Here is a 23,767-nt window from a genome sequence, read left to right as displayed (position 1 = left end):
CATGCTATTATGTTCGCATGGGACCTAAATTTCTATTATTTTTGTATGTAAGAAATTAGTGCCATTGTGCACTTACAAATTGTAATGTTGGACTTTAAAGGAGGGTAAAGCCTCTCAGCCACTATGAAAAAGAATTTTTACCACATATACTCTTTCTTAATCCTTTCGCTTTTCCTTAGTTCTTTAGGGATAAGCCATGCACAAACAGTAGTGCGCCCCGAGTGTGATGACCTGGGAGAAAATGATGTTTTATATTATGCAAGCTCATTTTCAGGCTCAAACAACTACAGCCTTTCTCTTAAAGGATTGTTCAATGCTAGCCTAACAACTACGTTTGAATTTAACGAGGATGCTTATTTCATCATCACAGATACAGAAATTCATCTTAAAGGAACCTTAACACTTCTAACTAACGGAAATACACAATTTCCTGTTGGTTCTCAGTGGTTTATGGATGTAAGAATGAATGCAACATCGTATAATACTCCAAATATTCAGCTGGGGCAGGGTACGGATCTAACAGATCTATGGAAGTATTATGAAATTGATTACAATGCTTTCGAGCTTTATTCTGTAACAACCCCAAGCTACATCATTACTTTAGTTAGCCCTCCTCAACCATATTTCCAATATGGCACTGGCGCTAACAATAAAAACATTAGTGAATTTGGTGGTTATAGTGTGCTAAGATGGGAGCAAGGAAGTTTAGGTGATGACGGTCATATTTCAATTGCTTTAGATGAGCAATGCGTATTTACAGCTCCAACTGCAGAAATCGCAGGAGATCTTGATCTTTGCCCTGGAGCTTCTGACAACTTAACCATTGAACTTACAGGTGATGCACCTTGGACAGTTGAATATACAAAAGATAATGTAGCGCAAACCGCACTAGTGATTAACACATCTCCTTATCAGCTTCCTGTTACTGAAGCAGGTCAGTACGTTCTTACAGCGGTAAAAGATGCTAATGATAATTCTGGATCTGTAAGCGGAACGGCAAGCGTAGGTATTTACACCAAACCTAGCATAGCTACTCTTCCAAGTGATATTTCAGTTTGTGAAGGTGAAACTGCTTCTGTAACTATAGAATTTACTGGTGAGGCTCCATTTACTTTAATATATAATGATGGAACTACCGATGTTACAGTTACTTCTAATGATGGCGCTGACAAAGTATTAGCTCTTGCCGCCGGCACATATAACTTTATTTCAATAGAAGACAAAAACTGTTCTTCTAACATTAACAAAGCTGTTGCTGTAAATGAAGGAGAAACATTAGACCTTTCAATTAACACTCCAGATATGGCATGTTTCAGTGATGGTTTAATTACCCTAACTGCTGGATCAACGGGAGCTGCTATCTCGCCTGAAGGTTGGTCATTGGTTTCAGGATCAGGTGATCTTGTGGATAATGGACTAAGTGCTACTTACAATCCTTCACTATCCGATGCTGAAGTAACTATTGCTTTCGCCGCCTCTAATAGCTGTACCGCTTCTAAGAAGGTTGAGAAAACAATTAAAATTTATAATCCAATCGCCTCTTTTGAGATTACTCCAACACCTGAAAACGGTGAGTACTCTCCTGGCATAGAATATACGTTCACTCCTATTGACCAGTCTCAAGCTAGTTATGCCTGGAATTTTGGTGATGGATCTGTGAGCAGCCAAAAAGTGGCTACCCACACATTCTCTGAGAAAGGTGAGTTTTTCATTGGTCTCGAAGTATTTAGTACTGACGATGTATGTAGCGCTGAAAGTAATGTAAAGATTGCAATTTCAGTTAAAAACAACATTTACGTGCCTAACGTATTCAGTCCTACTTCTTCGAATCCAGAAAACAACGTAGTAAAAGTATACGGTCAGAATATTTTAGATGACAATTTCAACTTTGAGATCTATAACAGATGGGGCTCATTAGTATATAGCACAAAAAATCTTAATGAGGCTCAAAACCAGGGATGGAACGGATCATCTGACGGTGAAAGCAAAGAGAACAACGTATTTACCTATGTGGTGAGGGGAGAATTTGAAAATGGACAGACTTTTGAAAAAACAGGTACAATTACACTCGCAAAATAAAGTAGTGCTAGGTAAAAAAATCAAAACTGTTTTCTTATTAGTAATTATTGCGGCAGCTACCCAAACTAGCCTATTCGCACAAGATGCAGTTTTTTCGCAGTTCTATAATTCTTCACTTTACCTTAACCCCGCACTTGCCGGGGTGGAGGAAAACATGACGGTGGGTGTATCTTACCGATCTCAGTGGAGAAGTTTATTATTCCCATACACCACTAGTCAGGTATCATTAATAGTACCTTACTATGAATCACAGCACACAAAGCCATACGGACATATCGGTGGCTTTGGTGTATCTGTATATAACGATGTAGCCGGGGAAAATAAAAATTTCAAAACCACCGGAGCTAATGCTGCCTTCGCATACAATCTACCATTAGATAGAAAGCTAGTCCACCAAATTAGCTTTGGCTTGCAGGCAGGTTTTATCAATAAGAGGATTGATTCTGAGGGTCTACAATGGGGTGAGCAATATAACCCGTTTGTAGGTTTTGACTCTTCCATCCCAGCCTCCGAAGTTGGAAATTTGGAAAACAGGACTTTCCTTGATTTAAACTCTGGAATTTTCTGGTTTTATAACCCTATTCAAGATGGCAATAAGCTAATCAAGAGCATCAATTCTGGCTTTTCAGTGGCTCATATGAACCATCCTGATGAATCCATGTATGATGGGTCAGATAGTCAACTGCCTTTATTATATAAGTATCATGGAGGTATTGTTTTCAACTTATCACAGAAGGCAACAATCTCAGCAAATGTTTTCAGCTCACAGCAAGACAAAGAGTGGCAACATAACTTAGGCACTTACCTCAGCTACAAGCTTAGCTCTGTATCTGCAGGCCAGTCTAAATATGTAATTGCCAGACTTGGCGGATGGTACAGAGTTGATGATTCATTCATTGTATTAACAGAATTTGAATCTCAGCTTTTCAAAGTGGCCTTCAGCTATGACTTGAACACCTCGTCTTTAAGATATAATGACAGAGGCATCGGAACCTACGAAGTTCACCTTTCCCTTCATTTTGCTGACCTGGCGCCTGCCAAATCAAGATACTAACCATGCTTAGAAATTTTTTATTATTAATAATTACATTCTTTCTATTCAACACACAGGTAAATGCTCAAAAAGTGCTATGGGCTTCAAAAGTGATTGAATTTTCTTCTGAAAGGAAAACACCCATGCACCTGGCACAGCTGGCCGGTGAATCCTACAAGGCAAGTCAGATTCTTGGTGAACCGGATATATACCCCGGAAGTGAGGGATCAAGTAGGGCCTGGACACCTAAAAAACCTGATCAGGAAGATTTTATTAAAGTAGGTTTTGCGGAACCGATCTCCATTCAACAAATAGCTATTGCTGAGTCAATTAACCCAACTGCTATCTGGAGAGTGTTTGCTTATGATGAAAATGGCGGTGAGCACTTCATCAATGAGTTTACGCCAAGACCTATTCCTTTAAAAAGTAGAATAATCAACATTTTCACTGACCCTACACCGTATAAGGTAACAGCGGTAAAAGTTATTCTTCATGGAAAAGATGTGCCTGGATACAACGGAATAGATGCTATAGCCATTTCAGATTCAAAAGATCCTATCAAAATAGATATCAAAATCGCAGACGGTATATACGAATCGGTTCAGGCTGAGAGGTTAAGCGACAGCATTAACAGCCCCTATAAAGATCTAAAACCTCTTCTTACCCCAGATGGAAAAACTATGTTCTTCAGCAGAGTTCAGGATCCACAAAACATTGGTGGTGAAGATGATCTGGAGGATATATGGATATCTACTAAGGATGATAATGGAGAATGGACTAAAGCCAAGAACATTGGCGAAGGCTTAAATAATAAAGGGCCGAATTTCATCTGTAGTGTTACTCCAAAAGGAGATGGATATGTATTGTTACTTGGCAATCGCTACAGGAAAAACAAAATGACTGAAGGGCTTTCTATAGCCACACAAACCCCTGAAGGACTATCTAAGGTGGAACCGGTATTTATAGAAAATGAAGAGAACTTCTCTCGTTTTGCTAACTACTATTTAGGAATCAACCAGCAGATCATTATCATGTCTGTACAGAGAAGAGATAGCGAAGGTATGAGAGACCTTTATGTGAGCTTTAGACAAGAGAACGGCAGATGGTCAACTCCAAAAAATCTGGGACCTAGCATTAATACGCCTGAAGAAGAATCTTCACCATTTCTTGCTGCTGATGGTAAGACCTTGTATTTCTCATCTAGCGGTCATTTAGGTTTTGGAGGAAGTGATGTTTACATCTCAAGAAGACTAGATGATACCTGGACTAATTGGAGTACTCCGGAAAACCTGGGCCCCTACATCAACTCCACTGACGATGAGATCTTCTTTCACTTAGCCTATGATAGTAAGTATGCGTATTACACTCGTGGAAACGGCGTGGATGCAGACATATACCGCCTGGAGCTTCCTGCTTATGAGTTACCGGAACCAACCGTAGAGCTAAAAGTAAAAGTTGTAGATAAGAATACATTGGAACCTATTCCCACATCAGAGTTGGTAGTGTATAACAAAGAAATGGATCTGGCGGAATGGCATCCATCTACTGACAATACAGGTATTTTTGATTTTATTATACCAAAAGGTCACACCTATGAAATTTCAGGGCAAGCTGAAAATTACCTTTCAGTAGAAACCCATCAGATAGACCTTTCTACTGTTTTCGAAGATGAGAAATTGGAATATGTTATTCACATGACTCCAATTGAAGTGGGTGAGAGAATACCTTTGGACAATATTTATTTTGACTTTGATAAAGCCACTTTAAGATCTGAATCTATTCCTCAGTTAGATAAGGTATTCAAATTCATGGAAGACAATCCATCAGTGGTCATTCAGCTCGATGGGCACACCTGCTCTTTAGGTTCTGCAAACTATAATCAGAAACTATCTGAAGACAGAGCTAGATCCGTAATGGAATACATTGTAAACAAGGGTATTAAGAAGAAAAGAATATCTTCCTTAGGTTTCGGAGAAGCTAACCCAATAGCCTCTAATGACACTGAATCCGGACGTGTAAAAAACAGAAGAGTAGAGTTTGTAATAATGGATAAATAATATCCATTATTACTTTTTACTCCTTCTCTTAATTTCCTTTCTGATCAGCGTTAATTCACGGCTACTCTGGCCTGCTACTGAAGTATTTTCATTGGCCCTTCTAAACAGATAAGGCATTACTGACTTCACCGGGCCGTAAGGCACGTATTTAGCCACATTATAACCAGCCTTAGCCAGATTGAATGATATGTTATCACTCATTCCATAAAGCTGAGCAAAAAACACTCTCGAATCATTATTCACCATGCTATGCTTACCCATAAGCAAGGTTAAATAGTGATTACTATATTCGTTGTGAGATCCGCATACAATACTTATGCGCTGCTTATTATCTATACAAAACGAAAGTGCCTTATCAAAGTCAGCATCTGTAGCTTCCTTGTTAATATGAATAGGACTTTCATAATTCATCTCTTCAGCTCTCTCCCTCTCCTTCTCCATGTAGGCACCACGTACCAACTTAGCCCCTAAGAAATAGTTATCCATAGCAGCATAATGAAAAGCATTTTTAAGGTTGCCCAGCATATCTGATCGGTACATTTGGTATGTATTGTAAACGATTGGCTGCTTTTGATTGAATTTCTTCATCATTTCATAAGCCAATTCATCAATACTATCCTGAATCCACGACTCTTCAGCATCTATAAGAATTCTCACCTTCTTCTCATAAGCCACTTCACAGATCTGATGTACTCTGGAATGCAGTCTATCCCAATCTTGCTTTTCCTGCTCCGAAAGATCCTTTCCTTCCTGCTTTTTCTGCAAAACTTTAGTAGAACCAATACCAGTGACCTTAAAAACGCTGAAAGGAATAGCATCAGACTCATGGGCCGTAAGGATAGTTTTGATTACCTCATCCTTAGTTTTTTCATAATTTTCAGTATTACCCTCACCCTCTACCGAATAGTCAAGAATAGTCCCAACGTTATATTCAAAAAGCTCATTGATGGTTTTCTCACTATCTTTAATAGTCTCACCCCCACAAAAATGCTCAAATACTGTATTCTTAATAATTCCCTTTACAGGCATATGAAGAGCCAAGGCCACTTTCACAGCACTAGTTGACAACTTAGATATAAACGGATTATTAACTACTGAAAAAATAAAATTAGCCTTATTCAGCGCCTTATTTGATTTGGCTTCAAAAGCTATCGAGGTATCATCAAATGATATATTAGATTCAATCTGCATAGTCCATGAAATAATTCCGCAAAGATATAAATTAACCTTTTGCTCTTGGTTGTTTTATTTTTTAAATATCTTTATTCCGTAATGAATGAAGTATTAAACATAGACGACCTCCGAAAAAAGATTGATTCAATCGATCATGAGCTCTTAAGTTTATTAAACGAGCGAATGGAACTGGTCAAAACAATCGGGAACATTAAGCAGAGTACTAATGCTAGTGTTTATAGGCCTGAAAGAGAAAAAGCCATCATAGAAAGGCTCAGCGCGGCCAGCACAGGTAAACTTGATAAAAATGCGATAGAAGCTATATTTCTAGAAATATTTGCGGTTAGTCGTAATCTGGAATTACCTGAAAAGGTGGCGTATTTAGGCCCTGAGGGCAGCTTCACTCATCAGGCGGCTGAGGCAAGATTTGGTGCCATGGGAGACTATACTCCTTTGAAAACCATTAAGTCTGTCTTTGACGCCGTTGCTACAGAAAGAGTAAGATTTGGTATAATCCCTATTGAAAACAATCAGGAGGGTATGGTGAATGACACCATTAAGGTGCTATGTGATTATGACATCAACATAGTGGCCGAAATACCTATGCCTATACACTTTTCATTTGCTTCCAATTGCGATAGCACCAAGCATATTAAAAAAATCTACTCTAAGGATATTGCCTTTAAACAATGTGGCAAATTCATAGATGAGTACTTCGATAAAAGTGTTGAGCTTATACCGGTTGATTCTACTTCTAAGGCATCTAAACTAGCCTCCAGAGAAGAAAACAGTGCAGCCATATGCTCTCACATAGCAGGAAAGATGTATCATCTACCTATCTTATTTCAAAACATAGAAGATAGCCCGGACAATTACACTCGCTTTCTTATCATCAGCAGAAACTTCAATAATGTTTCAAGTGGCAATGATAAAACTACCATTTTAGTAAAACTTTCGAATGATAATGAACCAGGTAGTCTGGCTGGCTTCCTTCAGGGTTTTCATAAAAATGGCATTAATCTTACCAAAATAGAAAGCTATCCTGCAAAAGAAGGAAAGGGCTTTAAATATTGGTTTTTAGTAGAGTTTGAAGGCCATAAGGATGATGAGAACATCAGCCAAATCATGAATGACCCTAACATCAAAATAAAATGGCTGGGAAGCTACACTAGACTTTGCTAATAGCACCTTCAATTTTTCAACCTATTCTTTTTTCTAATCGTGACTAGTGACATAATTTATACATCAGAGGCAGGCGTAAAAGTAAGTGAGATTTTAAACCAGGGCGGTTATAATAAAATAGCTGTTTTGGTGGATGAAAACACCAGAAAAGATTGCTATCCGCTGATCACAAATCATCTCTCTGAGCATATAGTTATAGAGATCAAAAGTGGTGAAATAAATAAAACACTAGACACCTGCGGTTTCATCTGGCAAGAGCTGACCCATTACGCCTTTGACAGAAAATCAGTGCTAATCAACCTGGGTGGTGGAGTTATTGGAGACATGGGTGGGTTCTGTGCCAGCACCTATAAACGAGGGATTGACTTTATAAATATCCCAACAACATTACTATCTCAAGTAGATGCCAGCGTTGGGGGTAAATTGGGCATAGATTTTAATGGATACAAAAATCACATTGGCCTTTTCAGAGACCCAAATGCCGTAATTATAGATCAGACATTTTTAAAGACTTTACCTTCAAATGAGCTACGTTCCGGCTTTGCAGAAGTTATTAAACATCACCTAATAGCAGATCATTCTGGTTGGGTGAAGTTAAATGAGATGACATTTCCTAAGCTGAATTGGTCAGAGGTGGTGCCTCATTCAGTAAAGATAAAATCAGATATCGTTAATAATGATCCTTACGAAGGGGGTCTGCGTAAAGTATTAAACTTCGGTCATACCATTGGTCATGCGATAGAAAGCTATCTACTTAATGAAGATAGAGCTATTTTACATGGTGAGGCCATCGCGGCAGGTATGATATGCGAAGGCTACTTAAGTGTTAAAAAAGGGTTTATATCAAATGAAGAATGTAAAGCTCTGGAAGCATATATTCTTTCAGTTTTTGATAAAACAGAAATTAAACCCAATGATTTAGATGGAATTCTTTCCTACTTAATTCAGGATAAGAAAAATCAGAAAAACAAAATTATGGCTTCACTACTTAAAAATATAGGAGAAGCCAATTGGGACATAGAGATTACATCTGAGGAAGTATCAGAAGCTATTAATTACTACAATAGCCTTTAGATATAATATGCCTCTATTTCATCTGGAATATCGATTTGCTTACGTTGCGCTGTTCTGTTGTCTGTGCGGGTATTTGTATTTCTACCTCTTCCTGCGGAAGCTACAGCAATTAATGCTCCTACTGATACGCCTAAGGCTAAAGCCAAGTTTCTTCTCTGTTTCATTTGATTATAGACATGTTTTAAAGTTATTTATCACAAATAATGCCAAATTAAAAACGTTATTTTATAAAAATTGTTGTTAAAAGTTCTTACCGTGGATTCAAAAAAAATTTATATAGAAAAGCATGATGTGATTGAGAACACCACCATTGTTCTACCTGCATCAAAAAGTATTGCTAACCGTGCCCTGATCATCAATGCTTTATGCTCAGAAAATTCTGAAATAGGAAATATTTCGGAAGCGCGAGACACTCAAACTATGCTAAGGTTATTAGACCTAAAGGATGACACATGGGACGTTTTAGATGCGGGCACCACCATGAGATTCCTAACAGCCTTTGCCAGTGTAAAAGAAGATGAAAAAATCCTTACAGGTACGGCTAGAATGCAAGAAAGGCCTATCAAAATATTAGTTGAAGCATTACAAAAACTAGGAGCTGATATTACCTATTTAAACAATGAAGGATATCCTCCAATTAAGATAAAAAAGATCGTTCATCAACTTACTGATGAACTTGAAGTTCCCGGCGACATCAGCAGTCAGTATATATCTGCATTGCTTATGATAGCTCCCACATTGCCCAATGGCTTAAAGATAAAGCTAACTGGTCATATTGGTAGTCGCCCTTATATAGATATGACCTTAGCAGTAATGAAGGCGTTTGGTGTAGCTGCTAGCTGGGAAGGATCTAGTATCACGATTGCCAAACAAAATTATAGCCCATGCGCCTATGAAGTAGAGCCGGACTGGTCTGCGGCGAGCTACTGGTATAGCTTTGTAGCGCTTAGCAATGAGGCTAATGTCATGTTGAAAAACTTAAAAGATGACTCTATTCAAGGTGACAGAAAAATGGCTGATTTCATGAAAGAATTAGGCGTTAAAACTACATTTAGTGAGGTCGGTGCCATCTTGGAGAAATGTGATCATCAAAAGGAAGTAAGCTTTGATTTCACTCATTGCCCTGACCTGGCTCAAACTGTATCAGTTATTTGTGCTATTAAAGGCATTACCTGCAATATGGTAGGCCTGGAGAGCTTAAGAATTAAAGAAACGGATAGAATTGCTGCTTTACAAAATGAGCTATCAAAATTCAATGCTAAGCTCCTGGAAGAAGGCAACTCATGGAAGATCATTCCATCTACCGGAATTGATTCTCAAAATGGTTTATCATTTGACACTTATCATGATCACCGTATGGCCATGGCATTTGCTCCTTTAGCTACCCAAACCGGCGTGGAGATTAAAGACCCCTCAGTGGTGAACAAGTCATACCCTGGTTTCTGGAATGATATGGAAAAAGCGGGCTTTGTTTTATCAAAAAACTAAAGACTGGAAATAAGGAAAAGCTTGAGTCAATCGTGATCCATACCAGGAGAACATTTCACCATCGACCAGATGGATGTTAGCTCTGGGCACGATTGATTCAAACTCCTCAATGTGCTTCTTCTGAAAAGGAAATGGCTCAGATGATAGAAAGATATGCTCCGGAGATAGTGCTATCATTTCCTCTAAAGTGAGCGCAGGGTATCTGTCAACACCTTCCACTGCATTAATAAAGCCTATCTTCTCCAGCATATGGTCAATAAAGGTATTCTTACCTGCTAACATATACGGTTTTCTCCAAATGAGATAAAGGACCCTTTTAGGTGCCCTCTTTGCTAGTAATGCTTCCTCGGATTTAATTTGGGAGATCAATTCATTAGCCAAAACCTCTCTATCAGTAAAAAGGCCTATTTGACAAATCATTTCAAGAGCTTCATCAAGGGTATTGATATCACTCATCCATACGGGATAATGCTTTTTCAGCTCTAGAATACCATCTTTATAATTCTCCTCTCTATTACCAATAATAAGATCTGGCTTTAGGGAATCTATTTTATCAAAATGGAAATTTTTAGTACCTCCTATCTTGGGCAGATCAGAAACTTTACTTGAAGGATGTATGCAAAATTTAGTAACTCCGAGTATGGTGGATTCTAACTGTAAATCAAAGAGGAGTTCTGTAATTGAGGGGACGAGAGAGACGATCTTAGGGTTATGAGGTATGATAACCTCATAACCCATTTGATCTGTTAATTTCATAGTGCCGTAATCATGCATTTTTAAAGTTACGGCTGAAAAAATAAAAGTTTAAAAAATCCGATCAATAAATCTTGATCACTTGGTGGACAATAAAAAATTGAAGGTATCAATATGGTAAAGGCAGGGCCTTTACCATATTTAGTCTAATGAACTCAAATAGTCCACCTAGTTATATCAATCGTATTTTTCACACCTGCAAAGTTCCTTTTGCAATGTTTACATAGCACTAATACAATGATATTCTTGAGCATTATACTAATTGATACCAAAAGCTAAAAAAATAATGTCTTGTTATATTAATATGGCCATACTAGACAGCTGACCCGAAACTTTCAAACGTGATTCTTCAATTACCTTTTGATTTAATTCAAAGGCCAATTTATTATTCACCGTTCTAAAGTTGATTCCACTACCCTTCTCACCTAATCCTGGCTTGTCTGTTATGATCAATGTAGATTTGTTTGCTAACTGACCTTTGATAGTGTCAAAATCTTTGCTACTTCCCTTCGCTACATATAAGATGTGGCATTCAGAAATTTCAGATGGACTACCGAATTTCTTCACTACAAACTTCTTATTCCCGCGTAATTTTCCTCCATACCAAGTGTTCAAGGTATTGTACACTTCATCATCACCAATTACGGCAATCACAAAATTCTGAGACTGATCTGAGCTTGGCCACTGAATATACTTGATGAAGTTATAAATCATCATCGAGTGAATTTCATGAATTGGCCTTCCCTGTGCCTGTGCTGTTCCAAAGAACCCCGACAGTAGAAAAACTGTCAGTACTGTTGCAGATTTTAATATTTTCATAATTATACTAGTTGGACAGTTTTCTTACATCCAAAGCCAGTGCCAACTATCAAAAGTGATCTATCTGCTTGTAAAGAGGGTTTTTAAAGGAGGGTTAAATTAAAACCTTCCCAATTCAGGAAAATTTCTCCTAAATTGGGAAGTAAGGTTTCTTATTTGATATAACGAAAATCCTGACCGTTCTTCACTTTTAGCAGGAATTCATATATGAGTTTGATTACATTCTCCACATCATCTTTATGCACAGTTTCTACCGTAGTATGCATATATTTTAGAGGAAGTGATATAAGTGCTGAAGCTACTCCCTCATTAGAGTACGCAAAGGCATCAGTATCAGTGCCTGTAGCCCTGCTTGCAGCCGCTCTTTGAAAAGGAATTTTGGCCTTTTCAGCAGCCTCAATAATTAATTTCAGAACATTATTATGCACTGCAGGACCATAGGTTAACACAGGACCCTTACCAGCCTTTTGCAGGCCACTTTGTATTCTATCATAAAGTGGTGAAGTAGTTTCATGACACACATCTGTAACAATGGCCAAATCCGGCTTTATGCGTTGCGCAATCATTTGAGCGCCTCTTAAGCCCACTTCCTCCTGCACTGCATTTACGATGTACAATCCGAAAGGTAATTGCTTACCATTCTCCTTAAGCCTTCTTGCTACTTCGGCAATCATAAAGCCTCCCATTCGATTATCCAGAGCCCGCCCTGCCCAATAATTTTTGTTTAACTCAAGAAGTTCGTCATCGAATGTCATTACACTACCTACGTGTATTCCCAGCTTTTCTACCTCTTCTTTACTCTCACAGCCTACATCCACGATAATATTCTTTAATGTAGGTTTTTCCTCATTTTCTTTACTGCGAACATGTATGGCAGGCCAACCAAATACACCTTTTACTATACCATTATCAGTATGTATATTGACTCTTTTTGAAGGTGCTATCTGATGATCAGAACCTCCATTACGTTGAACATAAATATAGCCATCATCATTGATGTAGTTCACAAACCAGGATATTTCATCCGCATGCGCTTCTATAACTACCTTATAATCAGCACTTGGGTTAATGACTCCTACTACAGTTCCATAGGTATCTGTAAAGTATTCATCTATATAAGGCTTTACATAATCTAACCATATCTCCTGTCCGGAAGACTCAAATCCGGTAGGAGAGGCATTATTTAAATATTTCTCTAAAAAAGATTTACTTTTCTTATCCATTCTTTCACTTCAATTTTAAAATAAAATTACATCCTTCGTAACCAACATCTTACAACGGAATATTACCATGCTTTTTCTTTGGCAAAGTAGCTACCTTATTTTCTAGCATCTTAAAAGCCTTAATTAGCTTAGTTCGAGTATTAGATGGTAAAATAACCTCATCTATATAGCCCCTGTGTGCAGCTCTATATGGATTGGCGAATTTCTCTGTATACTCATCTATCTTCTCCTGCAACTTAGCCTCTTTATCGTCGGCTGCGGCAATCTCTCTTTTAAATATGATTTCAGCCGCACCTTTGGCTCCCATTACAGCAATCTCAGCCATTGGCCAGGCATAATTCATATCAGCACCTATGTGTTTAGAGTTCATTACATCATAAGCTCCTCCATAAGCCTTTCTTGTAATTACAGTGATTCTAGGCACTGTGGCTTCGCTAAAGGCGTATAGTAACTTAGCACCATTGGTAATTATGCCATTCCATTCCTGATCCGTACCTGGTAAAAAGCCCGGAACATCTTCCAAAACAAGCAAAGGGATATTAAAACAGTCGCAGAAACGAACAAATCTAGCTCCTTTGGTACTGGCATCAATATCCAGAACCCCCGCCAACGATGCAGGTTGGTTGCCAACAATACCAATACTTCTTCCTCCTATTCTGGCCATACCAACTACAATATTTTCAGCGAAGTTCTTATGCACCTCCATAAAACTATCCGCATCAACCAATTGGTTAATAATCTCACGCATATCATATGGCTGATTAGGGTTATCAGGGATTATATTATCTAGGGCGGGTACACTTTCATCATCTTTTAAATCATAAGGATAAACAGGAGCATCTTCCTCACAATTCTGCGGCACATAACTCAACAGCTGTTTAATCTCATTTATACATACAGCTTCATTCGCACTAGCGAAATGTGTTACACCACTTTTTGTACTATGGGCACTTGCTCCACCTAGTTCTTCGGCAGTAACTGTTTCCTGTGTTACAGTTTTCACTACATTTGGCCCCGTAACGAACATATATGAGGTATTTTCCACCATGAAGATGAAATCTGTTATGGCTGGCGAATAAACTGCACCACCTGCACATGGGCCCATAATCGCCGAAATTTGAGGAATCACACCTGAGGCCAGGGTGTTTCTGTAAAATATATCAGCATAGCCACCTAATGACACTACCCCTTCCTGAATACGAGCACCACCAGAATCGTTCAGCCCTATTAAAGGAGCACCATTTTGCATGGCTAAATCCATTATTTTCACAATCTTCTCTGCATGAGTTTCAGACAAGGATCCTCCAAAAACAGTAAAGTCCTGTGAAAACACATAAACCAATCGACCATTTACAGTACCATAGCCAGTAATTACTCCATCACCGGGGTAATATTGCTTGTCAAGACCAAAATCTTTGCATCTGTGCATTACAAATTGGCCTATTTCCTCAAAAGAACCTTCATCCATTAATAGATCGATCCTTTCTCTTGCCGTTAATTTACCCTTATCATGCTGAGCTTGTACTCTTGCTTCTCCACCTCCCACTAAAGCTTCTTTTTCCTTCTGCTTTAGAAGTTCATATTTCTCTTGGTTTGTAGGTAGGGTGTAAACAGGTTTCTTTGATTTATTTTCGTCCATTTTTAGCGTTATTTCTGTATAATCAAATATAAAGAAATTGACTAGCAATCACCCGATTCGAATATATTTTCCACATGTGGCTGCTGGGATTATAGACATTCTCTAAATTCAGAAAAAATTAGAATTATGAGGAAAGTAGCCATCATAGACTGTGGTACCAATACATTTCATTTGTTAATAGCTGAGCTGGAGGATAGTGGTTTTAAAATAACATACTCCATCAAAACTCCTGTAAGAATTGGGAAAGGAGGAATTAGTCATGGTATGATTACTCAAGAAGGCCTGGATAGAGCAACAAAAGTGTTATCATCTTTCGCAGAAACTATTAAAAAACACAAGGTAGATGAAGTATATGCTTTTGCGACAAGTGCATTTAGAAATGCTAACAATTCAAAAGAAGTAGTGAGCCATATAAAGGAAAATACCGGCATTTCTGTAGATATAATAAGTGGTGACACCGAAGCCCAGTACATCTACAATGGAGTAAAGAATGCTGTGACACTTGGTTCATCCCCAGTACTCATTATTGATATAGGAGGTGGAAGTATAGAATTTATCATTGGCAATGAAAATGAAGTTTTATGGAAACAAAGTTTTGAGATAGGAGCTCAAAGGCTTTTAGACCAGTTTCATCATCATGATCCAATAACTAAAGATGAACTTGCGAAGCTGGAAGAATATTTAGGCCAACAACTAACTCCTCTTATTGAGAAGATCAAACATTTTCAACCTGTTGACATGATTGGCTCTTCGGGAACATTTGATACATTAAGTGAGATATATTGCCATCAATTCAACCTTAGTTTTAACGATACTGATAGTGAATTACCTCTCACCCTCGAGGCTTATGAGCACATTCACAACAAGATCATTACTAATGACCGTGATGGCAGAATGGCTATTCCAGGCATGATCGAAATGCGCGTAGATATGATTGTGGTAGCAAGCAGCATCATTCATTGGTTATTAAAACAGCATTTTTTCAATGCTATAAAAGTCTCCACCTACTCATTGAAAGAAGGAGTACTTCATTCTTTATAGGCATTTTTAACCTGCACAATTTTATGTTAGAACATATATAATATAAATTTGCCACCTATGGAGAACATAACATACCCTGAAAATAAGCTAAGAGCATTTACAAAATCCGTTTTCTTGAAAATGGGTTGTCCTAATGATGAAGCAGAGCAAGCTACTGATGTTTTGATAAAGGCGGATCTTCGCGGTATAGATTCTCATGGAGTAGCTCGATTAACGGGTTATGTTAGATTATGGGAAGCTGGAAGAATCAATGCTACGCCAAATGTAAAAATTCTACATGAAACCCCCAGCACCGCAGTTATTGACGGAGATAGGGGACTAGGGCTTGTCATAGCCATAAAAGCTATGGAAATTGCCATGGAGAAAGCTAAAAATGTGGGAACAGGATGGGTTAGTGTCAAGAATTCCAATCATTTTGGAATAGCTGGGTATCATGCCATGTTAGCCGCTGAAAAGGATATGGTGGGTATGGCTATGACTAATGCCAGCCCTTTGGTTGCTCCAACTTTTGCTACAGAGAGAATGTTAGGTACAAATCCTATTGCTGTGGCCATTCCTACTAAAGACCAACCATTATTTGTAGCAGATATGGCCACAACCACAGCGGCCAATGGCAAGCTTGAAATATTACAAAGACAGGAAAAAGATGCTCCGGAAGGCTGGATCCAAAATAGAGATGGCGAAACATCTACCAATCCATTTGAGCTTAAAGATGGAGGTGCTTTACTTCCACTCGGTAGTGATAGAGAACATGGCAGTCATAAGGGATACGCTTTGGGCTCTATAGTAGATATCTTCTCTGCCGTTTTCTCAGGTGCTAACTACGGCCCATGGGCTCCACCATTTGTAAGCTTTCTTCCACTAGCCAAAGATCCAGTGGGTGAAGGGCTTGGTCATTTTCTAGGTGCAATGAGGATAGATGCTTTCAGGCCTGCCGATGAATTCAAAGAACACATGGATAATTGGATTCAAAGATTTAGAAATACGAAAGCAGTGCCAGGCAAGAAGGTATTGATACCAGGAGATCCGGAAAGAGAAGCTGAGAGAGAGAGAGTTATCTCTGGTATACCATTAAATCCGAAGGTAGTGCAGGACTTAAATGAAGTGGCAGGAAAATTTGATTTGGATTTATTGTAAGAAGACTTACTCTTCTACAATAACAAATAGATCTTCAGATTCTTTTTTCATGAAATACTTTTCACGGGCAAACTTTTCAAGTAATTTATCATTACTTAAAAGCTCTTGCCTGTCTTTCTTCACATCCTCAATCTTCTCTAGATAGTAAGACTTTTCATCCTCAAGATCGTCTTTCTGTTGCTTTAATTGAAACTGAGTGATTAAGTCGTTAGCATCAATAAAAAGCATCCATATCAGAAAGAAAAAGCTGAATATGAAATAAAAGTTCTTTGTGAATTTTGGCAATTTCATGTATTGAAAAAATCAGTTTTCTTAAGTTATCAAAAAATAAGAAGAAAAAGAAGCCCCAGAAATCTGGGGCTTTTATAATTACTTATTGAAAGCTTTAATTCCAGGGAAATAAGCTGTTTCACCAAGCTCCTCTTCAATTCTTAATAGCTGATTGTATTTAGCCATTCTATCAGAACGTGAAGCTGAACCAGTTTTAATTTGTCCTGTATTTAATGCCACTGCAAGATCTGCGATAGTGCTATCTTCTGTTTCACCAGATCTGTGAGACATTACGCTAGTATATTTACTTCTTGTAGCTAGGTTTACAGTATTGATAGTCTCAGTTAAAGATCCAATCTGGTTAACTTTTATTAAGATAGAGTTTGCAACTCCCTGAGAGATACCATCCTGAAGTCTCTTAACGTTAGTTACAAAAAGATCATCACCTACTAACTGTACTTTATGACCAGCCTTTTCAGTAAGTTTTTTCCATCCAGACCAATCATCTTCTTCCATAGCATCTTCCAGGGAAATGATTGGATATTTATCTACCCAATTAGCCCAGTATTCAACCATCTCGTCAGAAGTAAGCTGCTTTCCAGTAGAAGCGAAGTCATAAACTTTTTTCTTACTATCATAGAATTCAGAAGAAGCGGCATCCATAGCGATAAACATATCCTCACCAGGCTTATAACCAGCCTTCTCAATAGCCTGAAGTACAACTTCGATAGCCTCTTCGTTAGAACCGATATTTGGTGCAAATCCACCTTCGTCACCTACGTTTGTAGAAAGACCTTTGTCAGACAATACTTTTTTAAGGTTATGGAATACTTCAGTTCCCATACGTAATGCTTCTGAGAAAGTATCAGCTTTCACAGGCATAACCATGAATTCCTGAAAGTCAATTGCATTATCGGCATGACTACCACCGTTAAGGATGTTCATCATAGGTACAGGAAGAGTGTTAGCATTAACACCTCCAATATATCTATACAATGACTGACCAGACTCCTTAGCCGCAGCTTTAGCAATAGCCAAAGACGCTCCTAAAATAGCATTAGCACCTAACTTCGCTTTGTTATCAGTACCATCTGCCTCAAGCATGATTTTGTCTAAAAGATTCTGATCGAACACAGAGAAGCCTACTAATTCTTCAGCTATGATTGAATTCACATTCTCAACAGCCTTCAATACTCCTTTGCCCATGAAAACCTTCTTGTTACCGTCCCTTAATTCAACGGCTTCGTGTTTTCCGGTTGAAGCTCCAGAAGGTACAGCAGCCCTACCTAGGATGCCATTTTCTGTTACAACATCTACCTCTACGGTAGGATTTCCTCTAGAATCGAGGATTTGTCTTGCGTGAATACTTTCAATTACACTCATTGTATATTAATTTTCAATTTGAATTTATTATTTGTTTTCAGCTATCATCTTGATAAAATCATCAAAAAGATATCTTGAATCATGCGGACCAGGTGAAGATTCCGGGTGATACTGCACACAGAATGCATTCTTATTTTTCACCTTAATTCCGGCTATGGTTTTATCATTTAAATGGATATGAGTCGCTTCCACTAAATCAGAAGCCTCTACATCCTTTTCGCTTATGGCAAAGCCGTGGTTCTGTGAAGTAATCTCACTTAACCCAGTAACCAAGTTTTTAATAGGGTGATTTAACCCTCTATGACCATGGTGCATTTTATAAGTAGAAATTCCATTGGCCAAAGCAATAATCTGATGACCGAGGCAAATTCCAAACAAGGGTTTATTTGCATCTAAAATCTGCTTCACTGTTTCCACAGCATAAGACATAACAGACGGATCACCAGGACCGTTAGAAATGAAGTAGCCATCACCATTCCATTTCTCCATCTCTTCAAAAGAAGTTTTTGCAGGGAACACCTTACAATAAACACCTCTCGCTGCCAAATTTCTTAAAATGTTTGTCTTAATACCTAAGTCCAATACAGCTACTCTGTGCTGAGCAGATTCGTCACCAACGAAATACGGTTCCTTGGTACTAACAATAGATGACAGCTCAAGACCATCCATTGATGGCACTTTTTCTAACTCTGCCTTCAGATCATCCCCAGATAGCTCAGAAGATATAATGGCATTCATGGCTCCTTTACTTCTAAGGTGCCTTACTAACATCCTTGTATCCACATCAGCAATACCAATTACCTCATGTTTCTCAAGATAACCCTGAAGACTCTCCCCGGCCGTTTTTCTGCTATATATGTAAGAGTAATCATTTACAACGATACCACTGATTTTTGGTGCGTCAGACTCTTGCTCACTATCAATTGTGCCGTAATTACCAATATGGCTATTAGTATTTACAATAATTTGTCCATAGTAAGAAGGGTCGGTGTAAATTTCCTGGTATCCAGTCATTCCAGTATTAAAGCAAATCTCACCCCCTCGAGTGCCCTTTTTACCTATTGCGGTACCTTCTAAAAGTAGTCCATCCTCTAAAAGTAAATAGGCTTTTTCTCGTTTTTGTAGTTTCATTGATGTTAGAAATTTGAATTACAAAAATAAAAAAAGGGATTAGATATAAATCTAATCCCCTCTTTTTTATAAACTTTTTTCAATTTGAGTTGAAATATCAATCCTTTTTTTCATCGGTTGATTCTTCAGAAGTTGAATCTTCAGACTTAGGTGCCTCTTCTTTAGTTTCGGCTGCCGGTGCAGTCTCTTCAGATTTAGTAGCCACTGTTTCTTCAGCTTTTGCTTTAGTGCTACCGCCTCTTCTGCTTCTTCTAGTTTTAGTTTTAGCTGCGCTATCATCCTGTAGAAGAAACTCGTTGTAATCTACTAGCTCGATGATACACATATCAGCATTATCCCCTAAACGATTACCAGTCTTTAATATTCTAGTATATCCTCCAGGTCTTTTTGCTATTTTCTCAGCTACCTCATCAAATAACATCTTTACAGATTGTTTGTCATTAAGGTAAGAGAAAACCATTCTTCTAGAATGAGTAGTATCTTCTTTTGCTCTAGTGATCAAAGGCTCTACATACTTTCTCAAAGCTTTAGCTTTAGCAACTGTAGTAGTAATCCTTTTATTTATGATTAAAGAAGCAGCCATGTTAGAAAGCATCGCCTTTCTATGAGGAGCTGTTCTACCTAAGTGATTAATTTTTTTCCCGTGTCTCATTTTAATTATTCTTCTTCAAGTTTATACTTGGATAGATCCATTCCAAAAGTTAGATTCTTATCTTGAACCAATTGCTCAAGCTCAGCTAACGACTTCTTACCGAAGTTTCTAAATTTCATCATATCAGAAATCTCCAACTTCACAAGATCACCTAATGTCTTAACATCAGCTGCTTTTAAGCAGTTATATGCTCTAACAGAAAGGTCTAAGTCATTAAGAGGAGTCTTCAATAACTTTCTCATATGAAGCATTTCCTCATCTACCTGCTCTATTTCACCACCTTTATCAGTCTCTAACTCGATAGACTTATCAGAGAATAACATGAAGTGTTGAATAAGTATATGAGCTGCTCCTTCCAAAGCTTTCTCAGGGTGGATAGAACCATCAGTTTCTATATCTAATACTAATTGCTCGTAGTCAGTTTTTTGCTCTACCCTAGTATTTTCAATGCTATACTTCACATTTTTGATAGGAGTGAAGATGGCATCAATTGGAATAAATCCAAATACCTGCTCTGAAGGTTTATTCTCTTCAGCTGGAAGATAGCCTCTACCTTTGTCAATAGTAAGCTCTACCTCAATATCCACAGACTCATCCAAGTTACAAATCACCAATTCAGGATTAAGAACTTCGAATGCAGACGTGCTCTTAGCGATATCACCAGCAGTGAACTCCTTTTGTCCTTTAATGGCAACAGTTATTTTGTTATCAAAAGACTCACCTATTTTCTTGAACCTTACCATTTTAAGATTCAAAATAATTTCTGAAACATCCTCAACAACGCCTTCGATAGTAGAAAACTCATGTAATACACCTGGTATTTTTATTCCAGTGATTGCATGACCTTCTAAAGAAGAAAGTAATATTCTTCTTAAAGCGTTACCTATAGTAACACCATATCCCTTTTCTAATGGTTTAAAAGTAAACAAGCCGTGGAAATCGTCTGCTTTTTCCATTACGACTTTGTCAGGCATTTGAAATGCTAAAATTGACATAGGTTATTGCTTTTATAGTTATAGCCTTACCACTTTGAGTAGTAAGGCTAATATAATTTTTAAATTATAGATTACTTAGAGTAAAGTTCTACAATCAACTGCTCGTTGATGTTTTCAGGAATCTCATCCCTCTGTGGTAAAGTAACCAACTTACCAACCATTTCACTTCCATCCCACTCTAACCAAGGGAATTTCTTTACTCCGTGCGTAGCAAGGCTATCAGTAATCGACTCAAGAGATTTAGATCTCTCACGAACACCTACTGTATCACCTGGCTTTACGTGGAATGAAGGAACATTAACGATTTCTCCATTCACGATGATGTGCTTGTGTAATACTAATTGTCTAGCAGCTCTTCTTGTAGGAGCTATGCCTAATCTAAATACAGTGTTATCTAATCTAGATTCTAGTAACTGTAATAAGATCTCACCTGTAATACCAGACTTTCTAGAAGCTTTGTCGAATAGATTAGCGAACTGCTTTTCTAGAACACCATATGTATATTTGGCCTTCTGCTTCTCCATAAGCTGGACAGCATATTCCGACTGCTTTCTTCTTCTTCCACGTCCGTGCTGACCTGGAGGATAGCTCTTCTTTTGCAACGCCTTACTTGGGCCAAAAATAGGCTCGTTGAATCTTCTGGCTACTTTCGCCTTTGGACCTCTATATCTTGCCATTATATATAGTTATCTTTAGTATTATTAAACTCTTCTTCTTTTAGGAGGTCTACATCCATTGTGTGGTAATGGAGTTACATCCTTAATTGTAGTGATCTCTATACCAGTATTCTGGATAGTTCTGATAGCTGATTCTCTACCAGCTCCAGGTCCTTTTACGTACACCTCTACTTTTCTTAGACCAAGATCATATGCCTTTTGAGCACAGTCTTGAGCGGCCATTTGAGCAGCATAAGGAGTGTTCTTTTTAGAACCTTTGAATCCCATTTTACCAGCTGAAGCCCAAGAAATTACCTGTCCTGTAGTGTTAGTCAGAGAGATAATTATATTGTTGAAAGAAGCCTTAATGTGTGCCTGGCCTATAGCCTCTACAGCAACTACACGCTTTTTTGCTTTATCTTTTCTTTTTTGTGCCATTTTTTAATTTGGTTATTCGGTCCTCTACCTTATAACTTTATTTACTATTTAGTCGCCTTCTTCTTATTGGCCACAGTCTTTCTCTTACCTTTTCTGGTTCTAGAGTTATTCTTGGTTCTCTGACCTCTTACAGGTAGACTCTTTCTATGTCTTAATCCTCTGTAACATCCAATGTCCATAAGTCTTTTAATACTCATCTGAACCTCAGATTTAAGTACACCCTCTACCTTAAAGTTTTCACTAATAATGTTTCGGATGGCAGTTGATTCCTCATCTGTCCAATCTTGTGCTTTTTTATCCCAATCAATGCCAGCTTCAGTTAAAATTCTCTGAGCTGTACTTTTACCTATACCAAAGATATAAGTAAGGGCGATTTCACCTCTTTTGTTATCTGGGATGTCTACTCCTGCAATTCTTGCCATAGCTTAGCCTTGTCTTTGTTTAAACCTAGGATTCTTTTTGTTGATAACGTAGACCTTACCTTTTCTTCTGATTATCTTACAATCAGCGCTACGCTTTTTTACTGACGCTTTAACTTTCATGTCTCTTATTTATATCGATAAACAATTCGTCCTTTTGTTAAATCATAAGGTGACATTTCTAACTTTACTCTGTCACCCGGTAAAATTTTAATATAGTTCATCCTCATCTTTCCAGAGATATGGGCAATTACTTCATGACCATTTTCTAACTCAACTCTAAACATTGCGTTAGAAAGTGCTTCGGTAATAGTACCATCTTGCTCTATAGATTTCTGTTTTGCCATATTAAAATTTATAATTTTCCTCTATATACTTGTGGGTCGTTAAGACCTCAGTTCCTTCTTTAAATATCGCCACCGTATGCTCATAATGCGCCGATGGTCTTCTGTCTGCTGTTCTTATGGTCCAACCGTCGGCCTCCTGAACAATGTTTCTAGTGCCTAAGTTCACCATAGGCTCAATGGCTATTACAAGCCCATCATTTAGCTTAGGTCCCTTTCCTCTCTTACCGTAGTTAGGTACTTCTGGACCTTCATGAAGTGATTTACCTACTCCATGACCAACAAGCTCTCTAACAACTCCATAACCAAACTGCTCCACATGATCCTGTATAGCAAAGGCTATATCACCTATGCGATTTCCAAAAACAGCTTTTTCAATGCCCTTGTACAAAGACTCTTTTGTCTCCGTGAGCAACTTCTTAACCTCAACATCTACTTCACCTATTGGATAAGTATAAGCTGAGTCACTATGATAGCCTTTATAAAAGACTCCACAGTCAATAGAAATTATATCGCCTTCTTTAAGAACATAATTTCCAGGAAAACCGTGAACCACATTCTCATTTACTGAAATACATAAGGAAGATGGAAAACCGTTATAACCCTTGAAAGAGGGCTCGCCACCATTGTCTCTTATATATTCCTCGGCAATAGTATCTAAATCTATTGTCTTTACACCTGGTTTAACCGCCTTAGCCACTTCCCCATGTGCCTTGCCCAAGATTTGGGCACTTTCTTTTATTATCTCTACCTCTTCCCTAGACTTATAATAAATCATATT

General features: G+C 38.1%; 25 protein-coding genes. 8 read left to right on the top strand and 17 right to left on the bottom strand.

The window, feature by feature from the left end; translation table 11 throughout:
• Positions 1-123: 123 nt before the first annotated feature.
• From LVD16_RS07215 to LVD16_RS07205, 3 genes are read left to right on the top strand one after another with little or no spacing between them, the layout of a single operon-like run.
• Positions 124-2,079 carry an SP85-like N-terminal domain-containing protein gene (locus tag LVD16_RS07215; RefSeq protein ID WP_233773249.1) on the top strand — a complete coding sequence of 652 codons (1,956 nt, stop codon included), beginning with the start codon at positions 124-126 and terminating at the stop codon, positions 2,077-2,079.
• Positions 2,045-3,133: a PorP/SprF family type IX secretion system membrane protein gene (locus LVD16_RS07210; RefSeq protein WP_233773248.1), complete on the top strand. Its 1,089-nt coding sequence runs from the start codon at positions 2,045-2,047 to the stop codon at positions 3,131-3,133. Before LVD16_RS07215 ends, LVD16_RS07210 begins: the two co-directional genes overlap by 35 nt.
• 2 nt (positions 3,134-3,135) lie before the next feature.
• The gene (locus tag LVD16_RS07205) at positions 3,136-5,169 is read left to right on the top strand and encodes an OmpA family protein (protein ID WP_233773247.1); all 2,034 of its coding nucleotides are present in this window, start codon (positions 3,136-3,138) and stop codon (positions 5,167-5,169) included.
• A 9-nt stretch (positions 5,170-5,178) separates the two neighbouring features.
• Here the strand turns inward: LVD16_RS07205 and LVD16_RS07200 are convergent, their stop codons facing one another.
• Positions 5,179-6,360, bottom strand: a complete 1,182-nt coding sequence (locus LVD16_RS07200) for a proline dehydrogenase family protein (RefSeq protein WP_233773246.1) — start codon at positions 6,358-6,360, stop codon at positions 5,179-5,181.
• 81 nt (positions 6,361-6,441) lie between these two features.
• On the opposite strand from LVD16_RS07200, the gene pheA reads away from it, so the two are divergent.
• Positions 6,442-7,524, top strand: coding sequence for a prephenate dehydratase (pheA, locus tag LVD16_RS07195; RefSeq protein ID WP_233773245.1), 1,083 nt, complete (start codon positions 6,442-6,444; stop codon positions 7,522-7,524).
• Between the two features lie 39 nt (positions 7,525-7,563).
• Positions 7,564-8,598, top strand: coding sequence for a 3-dehydroquinate synthase (gene aroB / locus LVD16_RS07190; protein WP_233773244.1), 1,035 nt, complete (start codon positions 7,564-7,566; stop codon positions 8,596-8,598).
• Here the strand turns inward: aroB and LVD16_RS07185 are convergent.
• A complete protein-coding gene (locus LVD16_RS07185) occupies positions 8,595-8,762 on the bottom strand; it encodes a hypothetical protein (protein WP_233773243.1) in 168 nt (55 codons plus the stop codon). The genes aroB and LVD16_RS07185 overlap by 4 nt on opposite strands.
• A gap of 91 nt (positions 8,763-8,853) precedes the next feature.
• Between LVD16_RS07185 and LVD16_RS07180 the strand changes: the two genes are divergently transcribed.
• The gene (locus LVD16_RS07180) at positions 8,854-10,086 is read left to right on the top strand and encodes a 3-phosphoshikimate 1-carboxyvinyltransferase (protein ID WP_233773242.1); all 1,233 of its coding nucleotides are present in this window, start codon (positions 8,854-8,856) and stop codon (positions 10,084-10,086) included.
• Here LVD16_RS07180 and LVD16_RS07175 read toward each other — a convergent pair.
• From LVD16_RS07175 to LVD16_RS07160, 4 genes are all read right to left on the bottom strand, one after another.
• On the bottom strand, positions 10,075-10,842 hold the full coding sequence (locus tag LVD16_RS07175) for an ABC transporter substrate-binding protein (RefSeq protein ID WP_233773241.1): 768 nt from the start codon (positions 10,840-10,842) through the stop codon (positions 10,075-10,077). The two genes, LVD16_RS07180 and LVD16_RS07175, sit on opposite strands and share 12 nt — an antisense overlap.
• Before the next feature lie 291 nt (positions 10,843-11,133).
• Positions 11,134-11,658 (bottom strand): YfiR family protein, encoded by a 525-nt coding sequence (locus LVD16_RS07170; RefSeq protein ID WP_233773240.1) that lies wholly within the window; start codon positions 11,656-11,658, stop codon positions 11,134-11,136.
• Positions 11,659-11,810: 152 nt separating this feature from the next.
• Positions 11,811-12,881 (bottom strand): M42 family metallopeptidase, encoded by a 1,071-nt coding sequence (locus LVD16_RS07165; RefSeq protein WP_233773239.1) that lies wholly within the window; start codon positions 12,879-12,881, stop codon positions 11,811-11,813.
• Positions 12,882-12,930: 49 nt separating this feature from the next.
• On the bottom strand, positions 12,931-14,520 hold the full coding sequence (locus LVD16_RS07160; protein WP_233773238.1) for an acyl-CoA carboxylase subunit beta: 1,590 nt from the start codon (positions 14,518-14,520) through the stop codon (positions 12,931-12,933).
• Between the two features lie 126 nt (positions 14,521-14,646).
• On the opposite strand from LVD16_RS07160, the gene LVD16_RS07155 reads away from it, so the two are divergent.
• Both LVD16_RS07155 and LVD16_RS07150 read left to right on the top strand, forming a co-directional pair.
• Positions 14,647-15,561, top strand: coding sequence for a Ppx/GppA phosphatase family protein (locus LVD16_RS07155; protein WP_233773237.1), 915 nt, complete (start codon positions 14,647-14,649; stop codon positions 15,559-15,561).
• A 57-nt stretch (positions 15,562-15,618) separates the two neighbouring features.
• Entirely contained in the window at positions 15,619-16,698 is a 1,080-nt protein-coding gene (locus tag LVD16_RS07150; protein ID WP_233773236.1) for an Ldh family oxidoreductase, read from the top strand.
• A gap of 6 nt (positions 16,699-16,704) precedes the next feature.
• Here LVD16_RS07150 and LVD16_RS07145 read toward each other — a convergent pair whose 3' ends face one another.
• From LVD16_RS07145 to map, 11 genes are all read right to left on the bottom strand, one after another.
• Complete coding sequence (locus tag LVD16_RS07145) at positions 16,705-16,989, bottom strand: FtsB family cell division protein (RefSeq protein WP_233773235.1); 285 nt, start codon at positions 16,987-16,989, stop codon at positions 16,705-16,707.
• Between the two features lie 78 nt (positions 16,990-17,067).
• Positions 17,068-18,351, bottom strand: a complete 1,284-nt coding sequence (eno, locus tag LVD16_RS07140) for a phosphopyruvate hydratase (protein WP_233773234.1) — start codon at positions 18,349-18,351, stop codon at positions 17,068-17,070.
• A gap of 27 nt (positions 18,352-18,378) precedes the next feature.
• Positions 18,379-19,482 (bottom strand): glutamine-hydrolyzing carbamoyl-phosphate synthase small subunit, encoded by a 1,104-nt coding sequence (carA, locus tag LVD16_RS07135; RefSeq protein ID WP_233773233.1) that lies wholly within the window; start codon positions 19,480-19,482, stop codon positions 18,379-18,381.
• Positions 19,483-19,579: 97 nt separating this feature from the next.
• Positions 19,580-20,134 (bottom strand): 50S ribosomal protein L17, encoded by a 555-nt coding sequence (gene rplQ, locus LVD16_RS07130; RefSeq protein ID WP_233773232.1) that lies wholly within the window; start codon positions 20,132-20,134, stop codon positions 19,580-19,582.
• A 5-nt stretch (positions 20,135-20,139) separates the two neighbouring features.
• A complete protein-coding gene (locus LVD16_RS07125; RefSeq protein ID WP_233773231.1) occupies positions 20,140-21,129 on the bottom strand; it encodes a DNA-directed RNA polymerase subunit alpha in 990 nt (329 codons plus the stop codon).
• 71 nt (positions 21,130-21,200) lie between these two features.
• Complete coding sequence (gene rpsD, locus LVD16_RS07120; RefSeq protein ID WP_233773230.1) at positions 21,201-21,806, bottom strand: 30S ribosomal protein S4; 606 nt, start codon at positions 21,804-21,806, stop codon at positions 21,201-21,203.
• 24 nt (positions 21,807-21,830) lie between these two features.
• Positions 21,831-22,223 carry a 30S ribosomal protein S11 gene (gene rpsK, locus LVD16_RS07115; protein WP_233773229.1) on the bottom strand — a complete coding sequence of 131 codons (393 nt, stop codon included), beginning with the start codon at positions 22,221-22,223 and terminating at the stop codon, positions 21,831-21,833.
• Positions 22,224-22,267: 44 nt separating this feature from the next.
• Entirely contained in the window at positions 22,268-22,645 is a 378-nt protein-coding gene (gene rpsM / locus LVD16_RS07110) for a 30S ribosomal protein S13 (RefSeq protein ID WP_233773228.1), read from the bottom strand.
• Positions 22,646-22,648: 3 nt separating this feature from the next.
• On the bottom strand, positions 22,649-22,765 hold the full coding sequence (gene ykgO / locus LVD16_RS07105; RefSeq protein ID WP_002695078.1) for a type B 50S ribosomal protein L36: 117 nt from the start codon (positions 22,763-22,765) through the stop codon (positions 22,649-22,651).
• Between the two features lie 5 nt (positions 22,766-22,770).
• Positions 22,771-22,989: a translation initiation factor IF-1 gene (gene infA / locus LVD16_RS07100; RefSeq protein WP_202856030.1), complete on the bottom strand. Its 219-nt coding sequence runs from the start codon at positions 22,987-22,989 to the stop codon at positions 22,771-22,773.
• Position 22,990: 1 nt separating this feature from the next.
• Positions 22,991-23,764, bottom strand: coding sequence for a type I methionyl aminopeptidase (map, locus tag LVD16_RS07095; RefSeq protein ID WP_233773227.1), 774 nt, complete (start codon positions 23,762-23,764; stop codon positions 22,991-22,993).
• Positions 23,765-23,767: the final 3 nt, after the last annotated feature.

Origin of the sequence: Fulvivirga ligni, from assembly GCF_021389935.1 — a bacterium.
Lineage (GTDB): Bacteria > Bacteroidota > Bacteroidia > Cytophagales > Cyclobacteriaceae > Fulvivirga > Fulvivirga ligni.
The sequence above is the reverse complement of the archived record's forward strand: the minus strand, read 5'-3'. Positions and strand labels throughout refer to the sequence as shown.